This window comes from Streptomyces sp. NPDC050422, assembly GCF_044458665.1.
Lineage (GTDB): Bacteria > Actinomycetota > Actinomycetes > Streptomycetales > Streptomycetaceae > Streptomyces.
Window position 1 is genome coordinate 22,244 of the sequence record NZ_JBITIE010000018.1, and the last position, 22,288, is coordinate 44,531.

Below are 22,288 nucleotides of genomic sequence, written 5' to 3' on the forward strand. Positions count from 1 at the left end.
CGTCCGCCGGAGCCCGCCGACCGGGCAACGGAGACCGCCGCCCCGCCCCGTCCCGACGCCCCGCCGCGGCCCCCCTCGCCGGCCCCGGCCGCGCCGCCCGCCGTGGAGACGACCGCCCGTCTGCGCCCCGTGCCCCCGGCCCGGCCCACCGAGGCACCCGCGTCCCCCGCAGCGCCGGCCTTCCCGCCGCGACCGCCCGGCACGCCCCCCGCGGCGACCCGGCGGCGGCCCGTGGGCGCCGTGGAACTCGGCGGCCCGCCGGTCCGCTCCGCGCCGGGCGCTCCGTACGCCCAGCGGCCCCCGCACACGCAGGTCCCGGCGGAGACACCGGCCGAGACCACCACCCGGCTCCGGCCGGTGCGGCCCCGGCACTCCTTCAAAACCGCGGCCGCCGCGGTCTGCGTCGTGCTCGGACTCGGGCTGATCGGCGGGGCCGCCACCGGCAGCTGGCTCATCAGCGACTCCTCGGCCGACCCCGCGGCCCACAACGACTACACCGTGGGCCGCGACGCCTGGCACAGCGTCCCGGTCGACACGCTCTTCCCCCGGACGCTCAAGGGCGACGGCGCGGGACCCGGCGGAGCCGACCGGGTCTGGACCAGGATCGCGGTGGCCCCGGACAGTGGCTGCACGGGCGCACTCGACCCGCTGCTGCTCAAGACCCTGCGGCCGGTCGGCTGCGCCCGCCTGCTGCGCGCCACGTACACCGACGCGACGAACAGCAGCGTCACCACCGTCGGACTGGTCTTCACCGAGGCCGACAACGAGGCGATGCGGGCCCTGAGCTCCCGGTACGCCGGTGAGCACCTCGAAGCGCGCGCCGACCTGATGCCCCGTGCTTACGCCGTGAAGAACAGCCCCGCCGCCGGATTCGGCGACCGGCAGCGGGCCAGCTGGACCGTGCACGTACTGACCGAGGTGCCCGTCGTGGTGTTCGCCGTCTCCGGGTTCGCCGACGGGCGGGGGGTCACCGACCCGCAGCCGGCCGCGAAGGCCATGGAGGCGAACGCGACGAGCGCGGCCGCGCAGGCCGGCCTCGGGCACGAGGCCAAGGGCGTGGCCGACCGGGTCGAGCGAGGACTGCGCAGAACCGTCGCCGATCTCACGGAGAAGCCCGAATGACCCGCCTCGCCCGCTCCCGCAGGCTCCTCGGCGCGGTCTGCGCCGCCACCGCGTTCGCGCTGCTGCCCGCGTCCCCGGCCGGGGCGGACACCATCCGGGCGCAGCAGTGGGGCCTGGACGCCCTCCACACGGACCGGGCCTGGCAGACCACCCGCGGCAAGGGGATCACCGTCGCCGTCGTCGACACCGGGGTCGACGGCAGCCTGCCCGACCTGACGGGTCAGGTGCTCCCCGGCAAGGACATGATCGGTTTCGGCGCCGGACGCGGCGACCGGGCATGGGCCAGGCACGGCACCGCGATGGCGGGGATCATCGCGGGCGCGGGCCATGGCAGCGGAGGCGGCGAGGGCGTCATCGGCATCGCGCCCGAGGCGAAGATCCTGCCCGTCCGGGTCATCCTCGAAGCGACCGACCCCTCCCGCGCCAAGGCCCGCAAGTCCCGCGGCACCGCCCTCGCCGACGGCATCCGCTGGGCCGCCGACCACGGCGCCGACGTCATCAACCTCTCCCTCGGCGACGACAGCGTGTCCGCGCACGCCGAGCCCGGTGAGGACGCCGCGATCCAGTACGCACTGAAGAAGGGCGCGGTCGTCGTCGCGTCGGCCGGCAACGGGGGCGAGAAGGGCGACCACATCTCGTATCCCGCCGCCTACCCGGGCGTGATAGCGGTCGCGGCGGTCGACCGGTACGGCACCCACGCCTCGTTCTCCACCCGCCGCTGGTACGCCACCGTCAGCGCGCCCGGCGTCGACATCGTCGTCCCCGCACCCGACCGCAAGTACTACGTGGAGTGGGGCACCTCCGCCGCGTCGGCGTTCGTGTCCGGCGCGGTCGCGCTGGTGCGTGCCGCGCACCCGGGCCTGACGCCCGCCCAGATCAAGAAGCTCCTCGCGGACACCGCCCGCAGTTCCCCGTCCGCCGGCCGCGACGACGCCCGGGGCTACGGCATCGTCGACCCGGCCGCGGCCATCAAGGCGGGCGGCTCACTGAGCCCCGCCGGTCTGCGCACCGACTCCGCCGCGGCCGGCTACCGAAAGCAGTACTTCGGCTCCGGCCCCACTCCGCCCCGCGCGGACGACGGCCCCGCCGGCTGGTTCGCCCCGGCGGCAGGCGGCCTCGGGGCGGTCCTGCTGGCCCTGGCCGTCGTCCTGTGGCGCGGCCGGGGCGGCCGCTCGCCCGTCCCCCGCCGCTGAAGAGCCCTCAGTCCGAGGTGCCGGTCCGCACCACCTCCACAGCGGCCTTCGCCACCGCCTCGACGAGCGCGATGCCCGTCTCCTTCGTCCGCTGGCCACCGGACAGCACCGCCACCAGATAGGTCCGCCCGTCCGCCGTCACCTGCCCGATGCTGTTGATGTTCCACAGCCCGGTGGCGGTACGCGGCATCCAGCCGTTCTTGAGCGCCCAGGCGCTGCCCGCCGCCGACACCCCCCACTGCTGGTCGGCCTCGACCTGCGCCATCAGCCCCCGCAGATACGTCCGGGACTCCTCACTCAGCTCCGTGCCCGTACCGAACACCACCTGCAGCAATGTCAGCTGATCGGCCGCCGTGGTCCGGGTCAGCCCCCACGCCTTCGCGGCCGTCGTCGCGGTGAGACCGAACCGCTCGTTGGCGGCGTCGAGACCCGCCGCCCCGCCCACGGCCGTCAGCAGCGCCGTGGCGGAGTCGTTGTCGCTCCGCTCGATCATCCGGGCGGCGTGAGCGCGCTCGGCGGCGGTCAGCTCACGGTCCTCGTCCTGGGCCCTGAGCAGCAGGGCCGCGAGAATGTCGACCTTGACGATGCTCGCGGTGTCGTACGCCGTGTCCGCGCCCCCGTACACCGCACGCGTTCCGCTGCCGCCGTCCAGGACGGCCACCGACACCGCCGCGGTGCCCGAACCGGTCAGCAGCGGTGCGACGGCCGTGGCCAGTTCCGTATCGAGATCCACCACCGGCTCCTCGCTCGTCGCCGCGACCGGAGCGGTCGCAGCCGGTGGGACGGACGATACGGAAGCCGCGGCAGCGGGCGCGTGATCCGGTGACCTGCCCGTCAGATACGCGCCACCGGCGGCCGAGCCGGCCAGCAGGACCGCGGCCGTCACGGACGCGGACAGGGCGGATCTGCGGATTCTGTGTCGGGGCATGCCCGGACGCTAGGAACCGCAGCTGAGAGGAGGCTGAGCCCGACCTGTCGGCGGGATGAGAATGCCCAGGCACTAGGCTCGCCCTGTGGCGCAGAAGAACATTCCGGACCCCGGATACTCCGACGACGACGGCACGGCCGACCCCGCCCTGACCGCGGCACTCGCCGCCTGGGCCGAGGACCGCAAGGCCGTCGGCCCGGTGCTCGAAGCCCTCAAGGGGGCCCGGCTCCTCGTTCCCGTGGTGGCCGTCCTCGGCGAGGTGGAGGAGGACGAGAAGGGGCTGCGCCGCGAGAAGACCAGCGACATGGCCGTCCCCACCCTCCAGGCCGGCGACCGCCGCGCCCTGCCCGCCTTCACCTCCACCGCGTCGCTGGCCCGCTGGGACCCGCAGGCCCGCCCCGTCGCCGTACCCCTGCACCAGGCCCTCCAGGCCGCCGTGCACGAGAAGGCCGACACGGTGGTGCTCGACCTCGCCGGGCCGGTGGCCTTCGAGCTGACCGGGTCCGCTCTGCGCGCCCTCGCCGAGGGCCGCACCAGCGCCGACCCGCTGGACGACCCCGCCGTCACCGCGGCGGTACGTGACGCCGTCGCCGCCGAGCCCGCGGTGCTCCGCGCCCACCTCGGGCCTGGCCGCGCGGACGGCATCCTCGCCCTGGTGCTGGCGGCGGACGCCGATCCCGCGCAGACGGCCGGCCGCATCGCGCGGTCGCTGGCCGCGGACGAGGTGCTGCGCGCCCGGCTGGTCCGCGGCCTGGACCTGGCGCTGCTCCCGGCCGACGCGCGCACTCCCGGTGAGGCGCTGTTCACGCGCTGATCCGGTGGGCATTCCGCCCACCGGCACGTCGGTCAACCCGGCGCGCAGTCCGGGCCGGCGCTGTTCGCCGGCGGCGCGGCGCTCTCCCCGCTCTGGCTGTTCCTGGTGGCCCCGCTCATCGGCGGGGTGATCGCGGCGCTCGCGCACCGGCTGACCCACCCCGTCGTGGGCCGGCAGGAGGAGCCCGTCCGGATCTGATCCGGCCCTGGACGCGCTGAGCCCCCTGCCGGGACGGGCAGGGGGCTCAGCGGCGGGAAGAGGTGGCAGAACGGAACGGGAGGGCTCAGCCGAAGACGGGGCCGGTGTACTTCTCACCGGGGCCCTGGCCGGGCTCGTCCGGTACCAGCGAGGCCTCGCGGAACGCGAGCTGCAGGGACTTCAGGCCGTCACGCAGCGGAGCCGCGTGGAAGGAACTGATCTCCGTGGTGCTCGCGTCCAGCAGGCCGGCCAGCGCGTGGACCAGCTTGCGGGCCTCGTCGAGGTCCTTGTGCTCGTCGCCGTCCTCGGTCAGTCCGAGCTTCACGGCGGCGGCGCTCATCAGGTTGACCGCGACCGTCACGATCACCTCGACCGCGGGCACCTCCGCGATGTCGCGGGCCATCTCGTCGAAGCCGGGGGAATCACTGGTGGGGGTCGCGTCACTCATGCGCCATACGATAGGCCCACGGCAGGGCCGCTTCTCCTGCGGGAGTGCGTACGACCACTGGTTAGCGCACGCCCGGGGGAGCTGCTAACCTTGTGTAACGACCGGCTGGGCATCTATGTGCCCGGCCCACAAGTGGAGGCTCCGATCTCCCACCTGGCCGTCCTCAGGACGGCGGGTCACCGGTCAGGTGGTGCCCATCGTTCCGTACGGACGATGGAGCCGCCCGATGCGCCCCGCGGTTGACCGCGGCGGTGTTCCGGTAGTTCAGGAGCCCCGCCTGTGTCCCGGTGGGGCTTTTTTCATGGTCCCGCACGGTTGGTCTGTCGAAACAGACGTTACGTGGCTGTCCGCCAGGCGGCCGCGTGGTGCTACCGAGGAGGATCCATCAGCGCCGAGCCCCGCATCAACGACCGGATTCGCGTACCCGAGGTGCGACTTGTCGGTCCCAGCGGCGAGCAGGTCGGGATTGTTCCGCTTGCCAAGGCCCTGGAACTCGCACAGGAGTACGACCTCGACCTGGTCGAGGTGGCGGCTACCGCCCGTCCGCCCGTGTGCAAGCTCATGGACTACGGGAAGTTCAAGTACGAGTCGGCCATGAAGGCCCGTGAGGCGCGCAAGAACCAGGCGCACACGGTCATCAAGGAGATGAAGCTCCGGCCGAAGATCGACCCGCACGACTATGACACCAAGAAGGGTCACGTCGTCCGGTTCCTCAAGCAGGGCGACAAGGTCAAGATCACGATCATGTTCCGTGGTCGTGAGCAGTCCCGCCCCGAGCTTGGCTTCCGACTGCTTCAGCGTCTGGCTTCGGACGTGGAGGAACTCGGCTTCATCGAGTCCAACCCGAAGCAGGACGGCCGGAACATGATCATGGTTCTGGGCCCGCACAAGAAGAAGACCGAAGCCATGGCCGAGGCCCGTGAGGCCCAGGCCGCCCGCAAGGCGGAGCGTCAGGGATACACCCCCGACGATGACGCCGAAGCTGCGGAAGAGGCTGTCGAGGCTCCGGCCGAGGCGACCTCCGAGGCTCCGGCCGAGACACCTTCCGAGGCGTGACCTCCGGGGGCTGCCATCCAGGCGCCCCCGGGTCCACCCCGGAATCCCACCAAGATCTGACGCCCCTGAAGTCCGGTGCCCTGCACCGAGAGGGGCGCCACTGACGAGGAGAGAACGGCGCGATGCCGAAGAACAAGACGCACAGCGGTGCCAGCAAGCGCTTCAAGATCACCGGCTCCGGCAAGGTGCTCCGCGAGAAGGCCGGCAAGCGCCACCTGCTCGAGCACAAGTCGTCCAAGAAGACCCGCTCGCTGTCCGGCACGGTCGTCGTGGCTCCGGCCGACGCCAAGAAGATCAAGAAGCTTCTCGGCAAGTGAGGCCGTCGTCCCCGGTGACCCCGGAGACGCGCCCTCGATCCGACCGGGACCAATTCGTTTCCGGGCCGTGTGAGTACGACCACGGCCCCGCTACAAGGAGTTAACAAGTGGCACGCGTCAAGCGGGCAGTCAACGCCCACAAGAAGCGCCGGGCAATTCTCGAGGCCGCCAGCGGTTACCGCGGTCAGCGCTCGCGCCTGTACCGCAAGGCCAAGGAGCAGGTCACCCACTCCCTGGTCTACAACTACAACGACCGCAAGAAGCGCAAGGGCGACTTCCGTCGGCTGTGGATCCAGCGCATCAACGCTGCGGCCCGCCAGAACGGCATGACGTACAACCGCCTCATCCAGGGTCTGAACGCCGCCAACATCGAGGTGGACCGCAAGATCCTGGCCGAGCTCGCGGTCAACGACGCCAACGCGTTCGCCGCCCTCGTCGAGGTTGCCCAGAAGGCCCTCCCGAGCGACGTCAACGCCCCGAAGGCCGCCTGATCCAGGCCGTACTTCTTGGCTTTTGAGCCGGACCCGCAGGCGCACGTCGTCTGCGGGTCCGGTGCGTTGCAGACCCAGCACCTTCGTCACCAGAGAGGCTCGCCGCCGACATGGGCACCCCCGAACTGATCTCCCCGCGATCGCCACGGGTCGCCGCCGCCCGGCGGCTGGCCAGGCGCAACTTCCGCGGCAAGGAGCGCAGGTTCATCGCCGAGGGGCCGCAGGCCGTGCGCGAGGCCGCGGACCACCGCGGCAGCGACGGCGAGCCGACCCTCATCGAGCTCTTCGTCACCGTCGAGGCCGCCGAGCGGTACGAAGCCATCGTCGACGCCGCCCACGCGGCGGGTGCCCGGGTCCACCTCGCCGACAGCGAGGTCCTGGCCGACGTGTCGCAGACCGTCACCCCGCAGGGCCTGATCGGCGTCTGCCGCTTCCTGGACACGCCCTTCGAGACGGTCATCGCCGCACGGCCGAAGCTGGTCGCCGTCCTGGCGAACGTCCGCGATCCCGGCAACGCAGGCACGGTGCTGCGCTGCGCGGATGCCGCGGGCGCCGACGCGGTCGTCCTCACCGACGCGTCCGTGGACCTGTACAACCCCAAGTCCGTGCGCGCGTCCGTCGGTTCGCTCTTCCACCTGCCGGTCGCCGTCGGCGTGCCCGTCGAGCAGGCCGTGCGGGGGCTGCGGGAAGCGGGGTCAAGGATCCTCGCCGCCGACGGCGCGGGCGAGGACGACCTCGACGACGAACTCGACGCCGGCACCATGGGCGGGCCCACCGCCTGGGTCTTCGGTAACGAGGCCTGGGGCCTGCCGGAGGAGACCCGCGCCCTGGCCGACGCCGTCGTGCGGGTGCCGATCCACGGCAGGGCGGAGAGCCTCAACCTCGCCACCGCCGCCGCCGTCTGCCTGTACGCCTCCGCGCGCGCCCAGCGCCCCCGCCGCAGCGCCGGCTGAACGACCCCGCACCACTGCTCCCGGCGCAGGACCCCCGCAGGGTGTCGCTCCGTCACCGGCGACTAGTAGGGTGACGAACTCGGGGGCCCACTGCACCGGTTCGAGAGGTGGGGTACGGGAATGGCTGTCGGCATGAGCGGACCGCGGGCGCGTGCGGAGGCCGTCGTGCGCGCCGCCGAGGACCCGGACGTCACCGTCGCGGGCGTCGGATCCGGCGATCACGCACTGGACCCGGACGACCTTCCCGACGGGCTCGTCGTCGCGGACGAGACCGGCCGGGTGATCTGCTTCAACGCCGCCGCCACACGGATCACCGCCGTCCCCAGGGCCGCCGCCCTCGGCCGCCCGCTGGAACACGCGCTGCCGCTGGAGGACCTCAAGGGCCGCCGCTGGTGGGAGCTGACCGACCCCTACGGCGGGCTCGCCACCCGCGTCGCCCAGCCCGAGCGCAACCTCCTGCTGCCCGGCGGCCGTGAGATCCTCGTCTCCGCCCGCTACGTACGCGAGAGCCCGACCGGCCCCGTACGACGGCTGGTGGTCAGCCTGCGCGGCACCGAGGCCCGCCGCCGCAACGAACGCAGCAACGCCGAACTCATCGCAACCGTCGCCCACGAACTGCGCTCGCCGCTGACGTCCGTGAAGGGCTTCACCGCCACGCTGCTGGCCAAGTGGGAGCGGTTCACCGACGACCAGAAGCGGCTGATGCTGGAGACCGTCTACGCCGACGCCAACCGGGTCACCCGTCTGATCACCGAGCTCCTGGACATCTCCCGGATCGACTCGGGGCGCCTGGAGCTGCGCCGCCAGCCCGTGGACCTCTCCGCCGCCGTCGAACGACACGTCCAGGCGCTCACCGCGTCCGGCGAGAACCCCGGCCGGTTCCTCGTCCGCACCTGCCAGCCGCTGCCCGTCGTGTGGGCCGACCCGGACAAGGTCGACCAGGTGCTCGGCAACCTGCTGGAAAACGCGGTGCGCCACGGCGAGGGAACCGTCACTATCGAGGTGGCATCCGCACCGGCGAAGAGCGACGAAATGGGAACGGCGGTCACCGTGAGCGACGAAGGCCCCGGCATCCCCGAGGAGTCGATGGGCCGTGTCTTCACCCGTTTCTGGCGGGGGAGCAAGCGCGGCGGCACCGGCCTGGGCCTCTACATCGTCAAGGGCATCGTCGAGGCGCACGGCGGCACGATCACGGTCGGCCGCGGCCCCGGGGGCGGCGCCGAGTTCCGATTTATTCTGCCCGTGAGCACGCCGGCCTACATGAAGTAGAAGTGGCCTGAGCGGATCACGGGCGCCCCATACATCCTGCGGCCCGTAGACTCGACCTTTGGCACCTTTGTGTCCTCCAGGCGTCGAGCGGGGCCACGGGGGTCCGGGAATATCCCCCGGTAAGTGCAGTACCAGCCAATCGGAAGTACGGGAAGAGATGTCGGCACCGAACAAGTCGTACGACCCAGTCGAGGTCGAGGCACTGAAACCGGAAGAGATCGAGCGCATCCGGGACGAGGCGTTCGCCGCCTTCGCCGCCGCGGGCGACCTCGACGCGCTCGCCCAGGCGAAGACCGCGCACACCGGTGGTACCTCGCCCCTGTCACTCGCCAACCGCGAGATCGGCGCGCTGCCGCCGCAGGCGAAGGCCGAGGCCGGCAAGCGCGTGGGCCAGGCCCGCGCCGCCGTCGGCAGGGCGCTCGCCGCCCGCCAGACGGAGCTGGAGGCCGAGCGGGACGCCCGGGTCCTGGTCGAGGAGGCGGTGGACGTCACGCTGCCCTACGACCGCACCCCGGCCGGTGCCCGCCACCCGCTGACGACGATCATGGAGCGCGTCGCCGACGTCTTCGTGGCCATGGGCTACGAGGTCGCCGAGGGCCCCGAGGCCGAGGCCGAGTGGTTCAACTTCGACGCCCTGAACTTCGTGCCCGACCACCCGGCGCGGCAGATGCAGGACACCTTCTTCGTCGAGGGCGCCGACGGTGCCAAGAACGACGAGTCCGGTGTCGTCCTGCGCACGCACACCTCGCCGGTCCAGGCCCGCACCCTGCTCGACCGCGAGCCCCCGGTCTACGTCGTCTGCCCCGGCCGGGTCTACCGGACCGACGAGCTCGACGCCACGCACACCCCGGTCTTCCACCAGATCGAGCTGCTCGCCGTCGACGAGGGCCTCACCATGGCCGACCTGAAGGGCACCCTCGACCACATGGTCCAGGCCCTTTTCGGCCCGGACATGAAGACCCGGCTGCGGCCGAACTTCTTCCCGTTCACCGAGCCGTCCGCCGAGATGGACATGGTCTGCTACGTCTGCCGCGGCGAGTCCGTCGGCAACCCGGACCGCCCCTGCCGCACCTGCGGCAGCGAGGGCTGGATCGAGCTCGGCGGCTGCGGCATGGTCAACCCCAAGGTGCTCATCGCCTGCGGTGTCGACCCCCAGAAGTACAGCGGATTCGCCTTCGGGTTCGGCATCGAGCGGATGCTGATGTTCCGCCACAACGTAGAAGACATGCGAGACATGGTCGAAGGCGACGTCCGGTTCACCCGGCCCTTCGGGATGGAGATCTGATGCGCGTCCCGCTTTCCTGGCTGCGGGAGTACGTCGACCTGCCTGCCACCGAGACCGGCCGTGACGTACAGGCCAAGCTCGTCGCCGTCGGCCTGGAGGTCGAGACGGTCGAGCAGATCGGCGCCGGCCTCAAGGGCCCCCTGGTCGTCGGCAAGGTGCTGACCATCGAGGAGCTGGAGGGCTTCAAGAAGCCCATCCGCTTCTGCACGGTGGACGTCGGCACGGCCAACGGCACCGGCGAGCCGCAGGAGATCGTCTGCGGCGCCCGTAACTTCGCCGTCGGCGACAAGGTCGTCGTGGTCCTGCCCGGCGCCGTGCTGCCCGGCGACTTCGCGATCGCCGCCCGCAAGACGTACGGCAAGACCTCGCACGGCATGATCTGCTCCACCGACGAGCTCGGCATGGGCGACGACGGCACGCACGGCATCATCGTGCTGCCGCCGGAGCACGAGGTCGGCACCGACGCGATCGAGCTGCTCCAGCTCGTCGACGAGGTCCTCGACATCGCCGTCACGCCCGACCGCGGCTACTGCCTGTCGATGCGCGGCGTCGCCCGTGAGACCGCCATCGCCTACGGCCTGCCGCTGCGCGACCCGGCCCTCCTGGACGTACCCGCGCCCAACGCGTACGGCTACCCGGTCAAGGTCGCGGACCCGATCGGCTGCTCCCGCTTCACCGCGCGCACCGTGGTCGGCCTCCAGCCCGAGGCCCGGTCCCCGATCTGGATGCAGCGCCGGCTCCAGAAGGCCGGCATGCGGCCGATCTCGCTCGCCGTCGACGTCACCAACTACGTGATGCTCGAACTGGGCCAGCCGCTGCACGCCTACGACCGGACCCGCATCGACGGTCCGATCGGGGTGCGCCGCGCCGAGCAGGGCGAGAAGCTCACCACGCTCGACGGCACCGTCCGCGTCCTGGACGCGGCCGACCTCGTCATCACCGACAACCGCGGGCCGATCGGCCTGGCGGGCGTCATGGGCGGTGCCAACACGGAGATCGCCGACGCCTCCGAAGGCACGCACACCACCGAGGTCGTCATCGAGGCCGCGCACTTCGACGCGATCTCGATCGCCCGGACCGCGCGCCGCCACAAGCTGGCCTCCGAGGCGTCCAAGCGCTTCGAGCGCGGCGTCGACCCGCAGGCCGCCGCCGCTGCCGCGCAGCGCACCGTCGACCTGCTGGTTCTGCTCGCCGGCGGCACCGCCGAGGCGGGCGTCACCGAGGTGAGCGCCCCGTCCGGCCCCCGCACCATCACGATGGCGGCCGACCACCCGGACAAGGTGGCCGGTGTCGCGTACGGCCGCGAGACCGTCGTACGCCGCCTCCAGGAGGTCGGCTGCGACGTCTACGGGCAGGACGAGCTCCTCGTCACCGCCCCGTCCTGGCGGCCCGACCTGAACGAGCCGAACGACCTCGCCGAAGAGGTCATCCGGCTGGAGGGTTACGAGAACCTCCCGTCCACGCTCCCGACCCCGCCGTCCGGCCGCGGGCTCACCGACCGCCAGCGGCTGCACCGCAGGATCGGCCGGGCCCTCGCCGGCGCCGGCTACGTCGAGGCGCTGAACTACCCGTTCACCGGCGAGGCGGTCCTGGACCAGCTGGGCCTGGAGGCGGACGACGCCCGCCGCCGCACAGTCAAGCTCGTCAACCCGCTCTCCGACGAGGAGCCGTCGCTGCGCACCACGCTGCTGCCGGGTCTCCTCGGCACGCTGCGGCGTAACGACGGCCGCGGCAGCCACGACCTCGCGCTCTTCGAGACGGGTCTCGTCTTCAGGCCCACCGGCCACGAGACGAAGCCGGTCCGGCTGTCCGTCGACCGGCGCCCCTCCGACGAGGAGATCGCCTCGCTCGACGCCGCGCTGCCGCGTCAGCCGCGCCGCGCCGCCGTCGTCCTCGCGGGCGCCCGCGAGCAGGCCGGCTGGTGGGGCAAGGGCCGCCCGGCCGACTGGGCGGACTCCGTCGAGGCCGCCCGCGCCATCGCCCGTGAGGCCGGTGTCGACCTCACGGTCCGCGCCGGTCAGCACGCGCCCTGGCACCCGGGCCGCTGCGCCGCGCTGTATGTGACGGTGAACGGCGAGGAGACCCTCTTCGGGCACGCCGGCGAGCTGCACCCGCGCGTCATCAAGGAGCTCCACCTGCCCGAGCGCACCTGCGCCATGGAGGTCGAGCTCGACGTCCTGGAGCAGGCCGTCGATGGCGCCCTCCAGGCGCCGCGGATCTCCACCTTCCCGGTGGCGACCCAGGACGTCGCACTCGTCGTCGACCAGGACGTGCCCGCCGCCGACGTGGAGCGGGCGCTCCGCGACGGAGCGGGCGAACTCCTGGAGTCGCTGCGGCTGTTCGACGTCTTCACGGGTGAGCAGATCGGCGAGGGCCGCAAGTCCCTGGCGTACGCGCTGCGGTTCCGTGCCGCGGACCGCACGCTGACCGTCGACGAGGCGAGCGCCGCCCGTGACACGGCGGTGGCACTGGCCGCCGAGCGCACGGGCGCGGTGCTGCGCGGCGCGTAACGGCGCATCCGCACACTGCATCCGCACACTGAGGAGGGGCGTATCCGGCCACCGGATACGCCCCTCCTGTGTGCTCGCCCAGAGGCGGAGGACCGCACACGGGCCCCGGCCCGGCCCGGGGGAACCCGGGTCCCGGCCGGCCCCGCAACAACCCTCCGATCCGTGGGCAGTGGGTCGTGCGATCCGGCGCCGTCCGCCCTGCCACGGAGTGTCGGGCAGGTCGGCAGAGCGGACGGCGCGGGAGCGGGTCGTCGTGCTGTACGAGGGGGAGCAGACGACCCGGCCGCCTCTTGCGAGGGACTCATTCAATCGATTCGCGGACCGGTGCGGCAGGGTGCGCAGCGGGACGGTTCGGGCATTCCGTTCACACCCCGTGTGAATCGTGCTCCACTGGGGCGACACGTCCTGGCGTGGAGAACCGTCGGAGGGGGCAATGGGGGCAATGGAGCCCAACACAATGCTGGAGGCTCTGATCGACGAGGCGGGTGTCTCCCGGGCCGGGCTCGCCGCACATGTGAACCGGGCCGGCCGCACCCGGGGCCTGGGTCTGCGCTACGAACACACCGCCGTCGCCCGCTGGCTGAAGGGCCAGCGGCCGCGCGGCCAGGTGCCCGACCTGATCTGCGAAGTGCTGGGAAACCGTCTGGGCCGGGCGCTCTCGCTGGACGACGTCGGCATGGCGTCCCTCGGCGGCCACCCACCTGTGCAGAGCTCCTCGCTCACCGGATTCGTCGAGCGGGCCACCGCCCTGTGGCGCTCCGACGACCAGCAGCGCCCGCATGTCGTCGCCGCCCCGGCCGTCACCGGGACCACCGCGGTGATGCCCGTCTGGGAGTGGGAGAACCCGCCCGAGGACGCCGACGTGTCCCGGGCGGGCCCGCACCGGGTCGGTCCGGCCGACATAGCGACGCTGCGGGCCGCCCGCTCCCACTACGAACTGATGTATCGCAAGGCGGGCGGAGTCGCGACGCGTTCGCGCGTCGTCGGCTTCCTCAACACCGAGACTGCTCCGCTGCTGCGCGGTGGCTACAGCGATGCGACGGGCCGTCAGCTGCACCGGGCGACGGGCGCGCTGGTAGCCGTCGCGGGCATCTGCGCGTACGACTCCGACGCCCACGGTCTCGCCCAGCGCTACTTCCACCAGGCGCTGCGGCTGGCCAAGGCGAGTGGGGACCGGGGGCTCGGCGGCTATGTGATCGCCCTGCTGGTGAACCAGTCGCTCTTCCTCGCCGACTACCGGCAGTCCGTCGCGTTCGCCGAGGCGGCGCTGCGGGCCGCCGGGAGCGACATCACCCCCGCACTGGCGGCGGACCTCCACGCGATGCAGGCCAAGGCGTACGCCCGTCTCGGGGACGCGCCGAGCGCGTTGCGGTGCATCCGGCGCGCCGAGTCCGAGGCGACGCGGATCCGGCCCGGTCAGGAGCCGGACGAGACGGGGTACGTACAGCCGGGTCTGGTCAACGTCCAGGTGGCGGAGGCCCTGCTGGGCCTCGGGGACCTGCCGGCGGCCAGGGAGCATGCCACGGCCGCGGTGCGAACCCCCGCGCACGACCGGGGCCGGGTCCACCGGCTGGCGATGCTGACCACGATCGAGCTGCGGCAGGGCGAGGCCGACCGGGCGGCGGTCACGGCGGCGGAGATGGCGGAGAGCGCCCGGGGGATGGAGTCGCAGCGACTGCGTGACCGGTTGCGGGCGGTACGGGAACACCTGGTCGCGAGCGGCAGCGCGGAGGCGGAACGGGCCGCGGATCTCGTCGACGGGGCGCTGCGCGTACCGCTGTGACCCAAGGTCTGCTGCGATATGGCCACCTACAAGTCAGAAGGTGGCAAAACTGTGCAGTGGACGAACCTGAACGAACAATCTGTGTACGAGAACCGCTGGTTCCGGGTCAATCTGGCAGATGTCGTCCTCCCCGACGGTCGCCACCTCGACCACTACGTGATCCGGCTCCGGGCCGTCGCGGCGGCCACCGTCGTCAACGAGGCCAACGAGGTCCTGCTGCTCTGGCGGCACCGGTTCATCACCGACAGCTGGGGCTGGGAGCTCGCCGCGGGTGTGGTCGAGGACGGAGAGCAGCCGGCGGCCGCGGCCGCCCGGGAGATGGAGGAGGAGACCGGCTGGCGCCCCGGCCCGCTGCATCCGCTGCTGACCGTGGAGCCGTCCAACGGGCTCACCGACGCCCGGCACCACTTCTACTGGGGCGAGGAGGCCCGCTGGACCGGTGAGCCGGTCGACGGCTTCGAGTCCTCGCGCCGCGAGTGGATACCGCTCAAGCTGGTGCCCGACATGATCGCCCGCGGTGAGGTCCCGGCCGCGGGGATGGCCGCCGGGCTGATGATGCTCCACCACTTACGGCTCGGCTGAACCGGTTCCGCCGACGTGCGAGGGGCCGCCGGGCCCCTCGCACGGGTGGGCGTGGGGCTCAGGCGTACGGGTAGAAGCCCGAGCCGGTCTTCCGGCCGAGCCGGCCCGCGTCCACCATGCGCTGGAGCAGCGGGGGCGCGGCGTACAGCGGCTCCTTGTACTCGGCGCACAACTGGTCGGTGCTGCGCAGCAGGATCCAGGACGAGCAGTCGCACCGGCCCATCGCGTCCTTGCCGTGGGAGTCGGTGCAGCTCCCGCCCCACTGGTACGGCGTGCCGAGCCGACCGAGCGCCCACCGGATTGCCGTCTGAACCTTCGGCGGAGCGTTGGCGGGGATCGTGAAGCCGGCCGGCAGCGCGCCGGCCGGGATGTTCCGAAGTCGGTCCCGTCCCCGTCCGCCGGACAGCCGCCCGGGGTGCTGGGTGGAGGGCTACCGTCGTCGGCCGAGCCGGACGGCGAAAGGACTCGGCGACGGGTCGCCGACCTTCTGCAGCAGGGGCTCGACGGCCCCCTGCAGGGCGGTCGCCCGGGCTACGACCTGCCCCGGCCGGGGATGTCCATCGCGACGCCCGTGGCCTGGATGGTCTTGGCGTTGGGCACCTGATCGGCCGGGTCCTCCAGGCCCGGTACGGAGACCGAGCCTTTGTCGCCGCCGTCCAGGATGGCCTTCACCTGCTTGGCGACGGCGGCGAGGATCGGAACGGCCAACAGCAGCGGGCCGGTTGCGCAGCGACCGAGTACGGCTCCGGTGGTCTTCTTCATCGCCGCCGCCGTTCACCGAGGCGGCGGTGCCGGCCGGGTGACGGCGACGGAGGATCAGGGCGCGGGCGTGTCAGGGCATGCTGCGTCGTAGCGGCCGACACTTGCGGCCTGTGCATGGCAATGCGGCGGGCGGCGAGGTCCCCGGCGGCACGCGGGGCCCGACTCGCGCACTCGGCCACTCGGCCACGGCCACGGACGCCAAGGGCGCGGAGCGGAGCCCGGTCATCGACCGGCTCACCGAGGGCGCGCCGAAGCCGCCAGGGTGAGTCGGCTCAGTTCGCGCTTCGCCTCGCCGAGTTCACGGTCGCGCCCGGTCTCCCCGAAGAGCGCGACGGCCTCGCGGCAGGCTGCAGCGGCCTCGGCCATGCGACCCGCGTCGCGCAAGGTGCGGGCCAGGTCTCGGCAGACGTTGCCCTCGCGGACGGGGAGACCGGCCCCGCGGAAGAGGATACGGGCGCGATCGTAAGCGGCGATGGCTTCCGGGTAGCGGCGCAGGGACCACAGAGCGGTGCCCAGGTTGCGGCTGATACGGCCTTCGCGGTCGTGGTCACCGGTTCGGCTCATGAGGGCGCGGGCCTGTTCGTTGACGGGGACGGCCTCGTCGTAGCGCCGCAGTCTGTTCAGGGCTACGCCCAGGTTGGCCCAGGCAAGGGCCTCACCCTGTCGGTCGCCGACGCGGGCCGCCGTCTGCCGTGCCATCTCCGCCAGCGGGATCAGCTCGGCGATGCGGCCTCGCGAGTCCAGGTAGCGGTCGAGGAGGCGCGGCAGTTCGATCGTGAGGCCGGGGCGCAGCGTGCTCGCGACGCGGGCGACCACGGGCAGGGTGGCCCATTCGCAGTCCAGCCAGTGCAACGCCGCCTCGCGGTCCGGGAACCCGGCCGCCGACGGGGCGTCCGCGCCGGGGCGCACGTGCGCGATGGCGGCGCGTACCTGGGTCTCGTAGCGCTCGAGAAGCGCGGGCACGGGACCTGCCTGGGGCAACTCGACGGGGTTCTCCGCGAGTTCGTAGAGCCAGGCCACGGTGGCGTCGCCCGGCTGTGGGGCGAGGAGTTCGGGCAGGGTCCCCTTGAAGGTGGGCAGCCGGTTGGCGAGGAGATGCCAGAAGCCGGGGCCGGAGCGGCTCGCGGCGTCGGTGAGCAGCTTCGCGCAGGCCGCGTTCCAGGAGTCGCGGTCGGGAGCGTCGGGGGACAGGCCGCTCCCGTAGAGCAGGACCGCGCCGGCGGGGCGTGCCGTTGCCAGTACCGTGCGGTCGTCGAGCACTCCCGTGGAACGGACCCTGTGGATCGTCGATCTCACGATGGCCGGGTTGCAGTGGACGAGATTGTGGGCCGGGTTGGGGTCCGGCAGGTTGGCGAGGGCCATGCGGGCGGCCTCGGGTCCTTGGCCTGCCAGGTTGCTCAGCGGTTCGGTCGGCAGCGCGCCGAGCAGGGCCGTGGGGAAGCCGGGGCGGGCGGCGAGCACCCACAGCACCGACTCCGGCAGCGGCTCGGCGGTGTGCGCCTCGACGAGCCGGGTCCACGGCGTGTCGTCGGCACAGGTCGCGTCGAGTACGAGCTGTGCCTGGACGGGGCCGGGGTTCGCGCGCAGTTCGGCCACCAGATCCGTGGCCGCGGGGCGCTCCGGCTGGGCGGCGGCGATCCGGCGGCGTAGGCGCGGATGGGTGCGGGCGAGCCGGTCGACGCGTCCGTCCAGCCCGTACAGCCAGGCGGCCACCGCCGGCTCGCGCTCCCACGCGTACGAGAAGGTGTGCGCCCAGTGGGCGAAGACCCGGCGCGGAGGGACCCCGGCCCGCTCGACCCTGGCCAGGGCGGCGCCGAGGAGCTCGCCGCCCATGCGTACGCCGTTGGGCCGGGTGAACGCTTCGGCCGCCCCCTCCAGGGCCTTGTCGTCGAGGCCGGCGAGGACGGCGGCGAGGGCCTTCGGCGGCGCCTGGGCCAGAACACGCAGATCCGGGCTGCGCCGCCGGGAGCCGGGCACCGGTTCGCGGAGGCCGTCGAGGAGTTGGCGCAGGCTGCCCTGATGCCTGGGCAGCCGTTCCGCGGCGGTCCTCCAGGCCGTCGGGTCCTCTTCCAGCGCGGCCCGCAGCTCGGCGCCGACCGTGTCCCAGAACGCGTGCATCTTCTCCACGTGGTTGCGGTCGCAGCGATCCACGGCTGCCACGAGGCGGTCCAGGCGGGTGGTCGCGCGCACCACCTCGCGGGTCTTGTCCGCGGTCAGCAGAAGGCGCAGCAACGGGACCCGGAGCCGGGAAAGCCACGGCAGGAGCAAGTGGCGGACCGTGTCGGGCAGTTCGTACGGAGGGGCCGGGGGCGGCGGTGCGTGCCAGCGTGCCGGGGGTCGGCCGGCTGCCGACGGCCGGGCCTTCTGGCGGGCCGCGAGACGGTTGGCGACCTGCGGATGCCAGGGGGTCAGCAGCGCGGCGGTGAGTGCGTCGGGGCAGTCCCGGCGGGCGATCAGGCCACGCGACGGCGTACGGCCGAAGGGTTCCAGCGCGTGAGCGGCTGCCACCGCGTCCCAGTCCACCGGGGCGGCGTCGAGCAGTGCGTCGCAGGCCTCCACGGTGGCTGCCGCGCGCAGGGCGGGGATCAGTTGCTCGTCGGGCAGGCGGACGGCGGGAGGTGTGTGTCTCCCCTCGCCCCCCTCGCCTTCATCGCGCTCGGCGGGGAGGCAGGGCACGGCCGCCGCGGCGAGGCCGGTGGCGGCGAGTTCGGCGGCGGCGCGCGCAGCTTCGGCAGGGGGCAGCAGCGTCGCCGCCCACTGGATCCGGCTCAGGTGCTCAGCCGCGTCGCTCGCGGTGCGGGTCCGACCGTGCCCACTGGCCGCCGCTGATCGTGTACTGCCGCTGTTCTCCGCAGGGTTGGCCATCGCCGGATCGTAGCTTTGGTTGCGCGGTACGGCGCAAGCGGCTTTCGCCGTTCGGCACCAGGCGGGAACCGCACGGCCCTGCCACGCCGTCGGAAACGGCACGGGGCTCGGCGGACCGGTGGTGCGCGTTGCTCTTGATCAGGGGCGGGCGACAGAGGCCCGCCGGCGAAGGGAGGGTACGGGGGAATGGGCGGTACGGGGGCGATGGGCGGCGTCCAGGGCTGGACCGGGGCGTCGGGGCGCTGGCAGGTCCACGACGTGATCGACGGCCAGTACGAGGTGTGGGGGGTGCACGAGCAGGGCGGGATGGGCCTCGTCTACCGGGTGCTGCACCGGCAGTGGGGAATCTTCCTGGCGGTGAAGACCCCGCGCCCCGAACTGCTCACCACGGACGGCTTCCTCGACCGATTCGTGGCCGAGGCGGAGACGTGGGTGTCGCTCGGGCTCCATCCGCATGTGTGCGCCTGCCACTACGTCCGGACGCTCGACGGCGTTCCACGGGTCTTCTCGGAGTACGTGGGCGGCGGCAGCATCGCGGACCGGATCAGGGAGGGCAGGCTGTACGAGGGCGGTGAGGCGGCTGCGCAGGCCAGGATCGTCGACTTCGCGATCCAGCTCGCGTGGGGGCTCGACCACGCCCACGGCCGGGGCCTGGTGCACCAGGACGTCAAACCGGGCAACGTGCTGGTGGGCCTCGACGGCACGGTGAAGGTCACCGACTTCGGCCTGGCCCGGGCCGGCAAGGGCACCGGCTTCGGCACGGGCACCGGCTCGCCGACGGGCGTCGACCGGCCGGGCGGGACGGTCCTCGTCACCCACGGCGGCCTCACCCTGGCATACGCCTCACCCGAGCAGGCGGCCGGGGAACGCGTGGGACGACGCAGCGACATCTACAGCTTCGCCGTCTCCGTGCTCGAGATGTTCACCGGTGAGGTGACGTGGCTGGCAGGTCCCGCCGCGGAAGAGGCGCTGGCCGAATTCCGGGCGCAGAGCGCCTCGGGCGGCCAGCACGGCCGGTCCGTCATGCCGGACGTGCTGGCAGGTCTGCTCGCGCGCTGTCTGCGCCAGGACCCGGCCCGCAGACCCGCCTCGCTGGCTGACGTCGCCGGCGTACTGGTGGATCTGTACGAGCAGCTGACCGGCACCCCGTACCCCCGCCCGGTGCCGACAGCTGCGGACCTGCGCGCCGACGAGCTGAACAACCGGGCCCTCTCCCTGCTCGACCTGGGCAGGTCGGAGGAGGCCGAGCGGGCCTTCGAGGAGTCCTTGGCCGCCGACCCGCGGCATCTGGCGGCGACGTACAACCTCGGGCTGCACCAGTGGCGCGGCGGTGTCCTCCTGGACGACGAGTTCATCGCCCGTCTGGAAAGCCTGCGCGCCGACACCGGCACCGACCCGTGGTGGGCCCGGTATCTGCTGGCCCAGGTGCATCTGGAACGCGGTGACCACGACAGCGCCCGCTCGCTCCTGGACGAGATGGACCACGACCGCCCGGGCGCGCGGGAGTCCGCAGCGCTGCGGCGCGTGCTGGAGGCCGGCCGGGGGACCACGGTTCGCACCGAAGCGCTGCCCGGAAGGGGCGGGTGGACGCGACGGCGCCTGTCCGCGGACGGGAATACGCTGCTGGCCGGCGGGAGCGACGGCCGGATCCGGTTGGGGGACCTGCCGAGCGGGGAGTGCCGGCACGCCCTGGAAGGGCATGACAAGGAGATCGTCGCCCTGGACATCGACGCCGCCGGCCGCCGGGCCGTGTCCGCCGACGCCGACGGCGTCGTACAGCAGTGGGACCTCGTGGAGGGGCGCGGTATCGGGCTGCGGGGACCCGGCGTCACCGGTCCTCGACCGCATCGCGTCAGCGAGCTGCGGCTGACTCCCGACGCACGTACCGCGGCCGCTGTGCTGAACGGACGCCTCGTCGCCTGGGACTTCCCGGACGGCCGGTGGTACAGGGCGTCCGACCCGGCGGTGCAGACGGAGGAGTTCACCGCTCTGGAGCTGAGCGCTGACGGCAGCCGCGCCCTGACCGTGGCCGGTGCGAGAACCGACACATTGGACCACATGGTCCAGGCCTGGGAACTGGCCACCGCACGGTGTCTGTGGAGGCTGCCGGAGAAGCGGCAGGTGAACGCCATGGCGCTCAGCGCCGACGGGCGTCGTGCCGTCCTCGCGGTGATCGCCGGCCCTCGGCGCCACGAGATCCAGGTGTGGGACATCGACCGCGGCCGGCTGGTGCGCAGTATGACGGGACCCGGGTGGATCGTGACGACGCTCACGCTGAGCCCCGACGGACGCTTCGCCCTCGCCGCGGTGGAGGAGGACCGCCGCCTGCGCCTCTGGGACCTGGACAAGGGCCGCTGTCTGCGGACCTTCCACGGGCGCAGGGCCGACCACAGGGGCCCGCTGATCAGCGTCGGCAATCACGCGGCGGCGGTCGTTGACGAAGACGAGGCGCGGTGGCTGAGCTGGGACCCGCCCGGGATGTTCACCGCCGCGCCGGCACTCGGCCGGCCCCGCCGACAGGTGGATCTGGACCGGCACGGCCGCTGGGCGGCGGCGCTCCTGGCGGCGGCCGAGAAGGCGCTCGCCGCAGGCCGCACCCCCGAGGCGCTGGACCTGGTCAAACGGGCCAGGGTCGTGCCCGGTCACGAACGCGATCCGCGCGCCATGGACCTGTGGCGGACGCTGGGAGCCACGGCCATCAGGGCCGGGCTGCGCTCCATCGGACCGGTGCGAACACTTCGCGCCCTCACCCCGGTGTCGTCGGTGGCGGTTTCCGCGGACGGGCGCATCGCGTGCGGGGCAGGGGGCGGGGTGGTCCGCCTGTGGGACACCGCGAGCGGCGCGCAGATCGTGGAGTGGGAGGACGACGGTTCGGGCGGAGTCGGACTGCCGGGCGGCGGACGGCGGGTGGTGGCGAGCGGAAGGCAAAAGATCGTCATGCGGTCGGCGCCGGCGGGACACTGGCCGGTGCGGCTGGACACCGACCCCCGCGACGGCCTGCGGGGCCGTCGCGGCGTCGGCGTGACAGGAGACCGCGGGACGGCGTCCGTCAGCGCGGCCGGACTCGTCCTCGCCGCCTGCATGGATACCGGGCTGCGGATGTGGGACATCACCGAGGGAGAGTGTGTGCGGACGCTGCCCGGGCACGGTGTCCAGGTCAACAGCGTGTGGCTCGACCCCGACGCGCGGCGGGCGGTGTCCGCCCACTACGACGGTTCTGTACGGGTGTGGGACATCGACGCCGGGACGCATGTCACCGTGTCGCAACCGGGCGCCTGGGTCAGTTCGGTGTGCCTCGGCGCGGACGGCCGGTACGTCTTGAACGCCGGGGAGCACGAGGGCTGGACGCTCTGGCTGACCGACGCGGTGACCGGCCGGTTCGTCCGAGGATTCGGTGAGGTGCGGGACGACGAGAAGGCCATGGACGAGGACGACGAGCCGTGCGAGGTCTGGGTGGCGCGGCTGAGTTCGGACGGACGGTTCGCGTTCTCCGGGGACGGCGAAGGGTACGTCCACATCTGGGAGACGGCCACCGGGCGCCGTATCAGGACCCTTGAGGGGCATGCCGAGGAGGTGCAGGACCTCGCTCTCACACCGGACGACCGCCTGCTGCTCTCCGGCAGCGCCGACGGGACCGTCCACCAATGGGAACTCGACTGGGAACTCGCTGCTTCGGAAGGGGAAGGGGAGGCTTCGCGATGACCACACGAGT

At 72.9% G+C, this 22,288-nt stretch carries 16 protein-coding genes and 3 pseudogenes; 14 read left to right on the plus strand and 5 right to left on the minus strand.

Annotated elements, in window-relative coordinates:
* Positions 1-240: 240 nt before the first annotated feature.
* Positions 241-1,122, plus strand: a complete 882-nt coding sequence (locus ACIBJG_RS27090; protein WP_399311488.1) for a hypothetical protein — start codon at positions 241-243, stop codon at positions 1,120-1,122.
* Positions 1,119-2,315, plus strand: coding sequence for a type VII secretion-associated serine protease mycosin (gene mycP, locus ACIBJG_RS27095; protein WP_399311217.1), 1,197 nt, complete (start codon positions 1,119-1,121; stop codon positions 2,313-2,315). Before ACIBJG_RS27090 ends, mycP begins: the two co-directional genes overlap by 4 nt.
* 7 nt (positions 2,316-2,322) lie before the next feature.
* On the opposite strand, the gene ACIBJG_RS27100 is transcribed toward mycP, so the two are convergent.
* Entirely contained in the window at positions 2,323-3,243 is a 921-nt protein-coding gene (locus ACIBJG_RS27100; protein WP_399311219.1) for a serine hydrolase, read from the minus strand.
* 85 nt (positions 3,244-3,328) lie between these two features.
* Here ACIBJG_RS27100 and ACIBJG_RS27105 point away from each other — a divergent pair, with 85 nt between their 5' ends.
* A complete protein-coding gene (locus tag ACIBJG_RS27105) occupies positions 3,329-4,057 on the plus strand; it encodes an SseB family protein (RefSeq protein WP_399311220.1) in 729 nt (242 codons plus the stop codon).
* 4 nt (positions 4,058-4,061) lie between these two features.
* Positions 4,062-4,255, plus strand: a pseudogene (locus tag ACIBJG_RS27110) (aquaporin); the annotation flags it as partial.
* A gap of 85 nt (positions 4,256-4,340) precedes the next feature.
* Here ACIBJG_RS27110 and ACIBJG_RS27115 read toward each other — a convergent pair.
* Positions 4,341-4,703 carry a DUF1844 domain-containing protein gene (locus tag ACIBJG_RS27115; RefSeq protein ID WP_136327541.1) on the minus strand — a complete coding sequence of 121 codons (363 nt, stop codon included), beginning with the start codon at positions 4,701-4,703 and terminating at the stop codon, positions 4,341-4,343.
* A gap of 339 nt (positions 4,704-5,042) precedes the next feature.
* Here ACIBJG_RS27115 and infC point away from each other — a divergent pair, with 339 nt between their 5' ends.
* The 9 genes from infC (at position 5,043) to ACIBJG_RS27160 (ending at position 14,949) form a co-directional block, all read left to right on the plus strand.
* Entirely contained in the window at positions 5,043-5,759 is a 717-nt protein-coding gene (gene infC / locus ACIBJG_RS27120) for a translation initiation factor IF-3 (RefSeq protein WP_399311222.1), read from the plus strand.
* A gap of 122 nt (positions 5,760-5,881) precedes the next feature.
* Positions 5,882-6,076: a 50S ribosomal protein L35 gene (rpmI, locus tag ACIBJG_RS27125; RefSeq protein WP_173311612.1), complete on the plus strand. Its 195-nt coding sequence runs from the start codon at positions 5,882-5,884 to the stop codon at positions 6,074-6,076.
* A 107-nt stretch (positions 6,077-6,183) separates the two neighbouring features.
* Positions 6,184-6,567: a 50S ribosomal protein L20 gene (gene rplT, locus ACIBJG_RS27130; RefSeq protein ID WP_024494113.1), complete on the plus strand. Its 384-nt coding sequence runs from the start codon at positions 6,184-6,186 to the stop codon at positions 6,565-6,567.
* A gap of 110 nt (positions 6,568-6,677) precedes the next feature.
* Positions 6,678-7,520 carry a TrmH family RNA methyltransferase gene (locus ACIBJG_RS27135; RefSeq protein WP_399311224.1) on the plus strand — a complete coding sequence of 281 codons (843 nt, stop codon included), beginning with the start codon at positions 6,678-6,680 and terminating at the stop codon, positions 7,518-7,520.
* A 120-nt stretch (positions 7,521-7,640) separates the two neighbouring features.
* On the plus strand, positions 7,641-8,789 hold the full coding sequence (locus tag ACIBJG_RS27140) for an ATP-binding protein (protein ID WP_399311226.1): 1,149 nt from the start codon (positions 7,641-7,643) through the stop codon (positions 8,787-8,789).
* 157 nt (positions 8,790-8,946) lie between these two features.
* On the plus strand, positions 8,947-10,074 hold the full coding sequence (gene pheS / locus ACIBJG_RS27145) for a phenylalanine--tRNA ligase subunit alpha (RefSeq protein WP_145762505.1): 1,128 nt from the start codon (positions 8,947-8,949) through the stop codon (positions 10,072-10,074).
* Positions 10,074-12,584 carry a phenylalanine--tRNA ligase subunit beta gene (gene pheT, locus ACIBJG_RS27150; protein WP_399311228.1) on the plus strand — a complete coding sequence of 837 codons (2,511 nt, stop codon included), beginning with the start codon at positions 10,074-10,076 and terminating at the stop codon, positions 12,582-12,584. The genes pheS and pheT overlap by 1 nt, the downstream gene beginning before the upstream one ends.
* Before the next feature lie 442 nt (positions 12,585-13,026).
* On the plus strand, positions 13,027-14,367 hold the full coding sequence (locus ACIBJG_RS27155) for a transcriptional regulator (protein ID WP_399311230.1): 1,341 nt from the start codon (positions 13,027-13,029) through the stop codon (positions 14,365-14,367).
* 51 nt (positions 14,368-14,418) lie between these two features.
* A complete protein-coding gene (locus ACIBJG_RS27160; protein ID WP_399311232.1) occupies positions 14,419-14,949 on the plus strand; it encodes an NUDIX domain-containing protein in 531 nt (176 codons plus the stop codon).
* A gap of 58 nt (positions 14,950-15,007) precedes the next feature.
* On the opposite strand, the pseudogene ACIBJG_RS27165 reads toward ACIBJG_RS27160, so the two are convergent.
* The 3 genes and pseudogenes from ACIBJG_RS27165 to ACIBJG_RS27175 all read right to left on the minus strand — a co-directional run.
* Positions 15,008-15,127 (minus strand): annotated as a pseudogene (locus ACIBJG_RS27165) (3-hydroxyacyl-CoA dehydrogenase family protein); the annotation flags it as partial.
* Positions 15,128-15,148: 21 nt separating this feature from the next.
* Positions 15,149-15,711, minus strand: a pseudogene (locus tag ACIBJG_RS27170) (hypothetical protein); the annotation flags it as partial.
* Between the two features lie 234 nt (positions 15,712-15,945).
* Positions 15,946-18,576, minus strand: coding sequence for a tetratricopeptide repeat protein (locus ACIBJG_RS27175; protein ID WP_399311234.1), 2,631 nt, complete (start codon positions 18,574-18,576; stop codon positions 15,946-15,948).
* 186 nt (positions 18,577-18,762) lie between these two features.
* Here ACIBJG_RS27175 and ACIBJG_RS27180 point away from each other — a divergent pair, with 186 nt between their 5' ends.
* Positions 18,763-22,278 (plus strand): protein kinase, encoded by a 3,516-nt coding sequence (locus tag ACIBJG_RS27180; protein ID WP_399311238.1) that lies wholly within the window; start codon positions 18,763-18,765, stop codon positions 22,276-22,278.
* Positions 22,279-22,288: the final 10 nt, after the last annotated feature.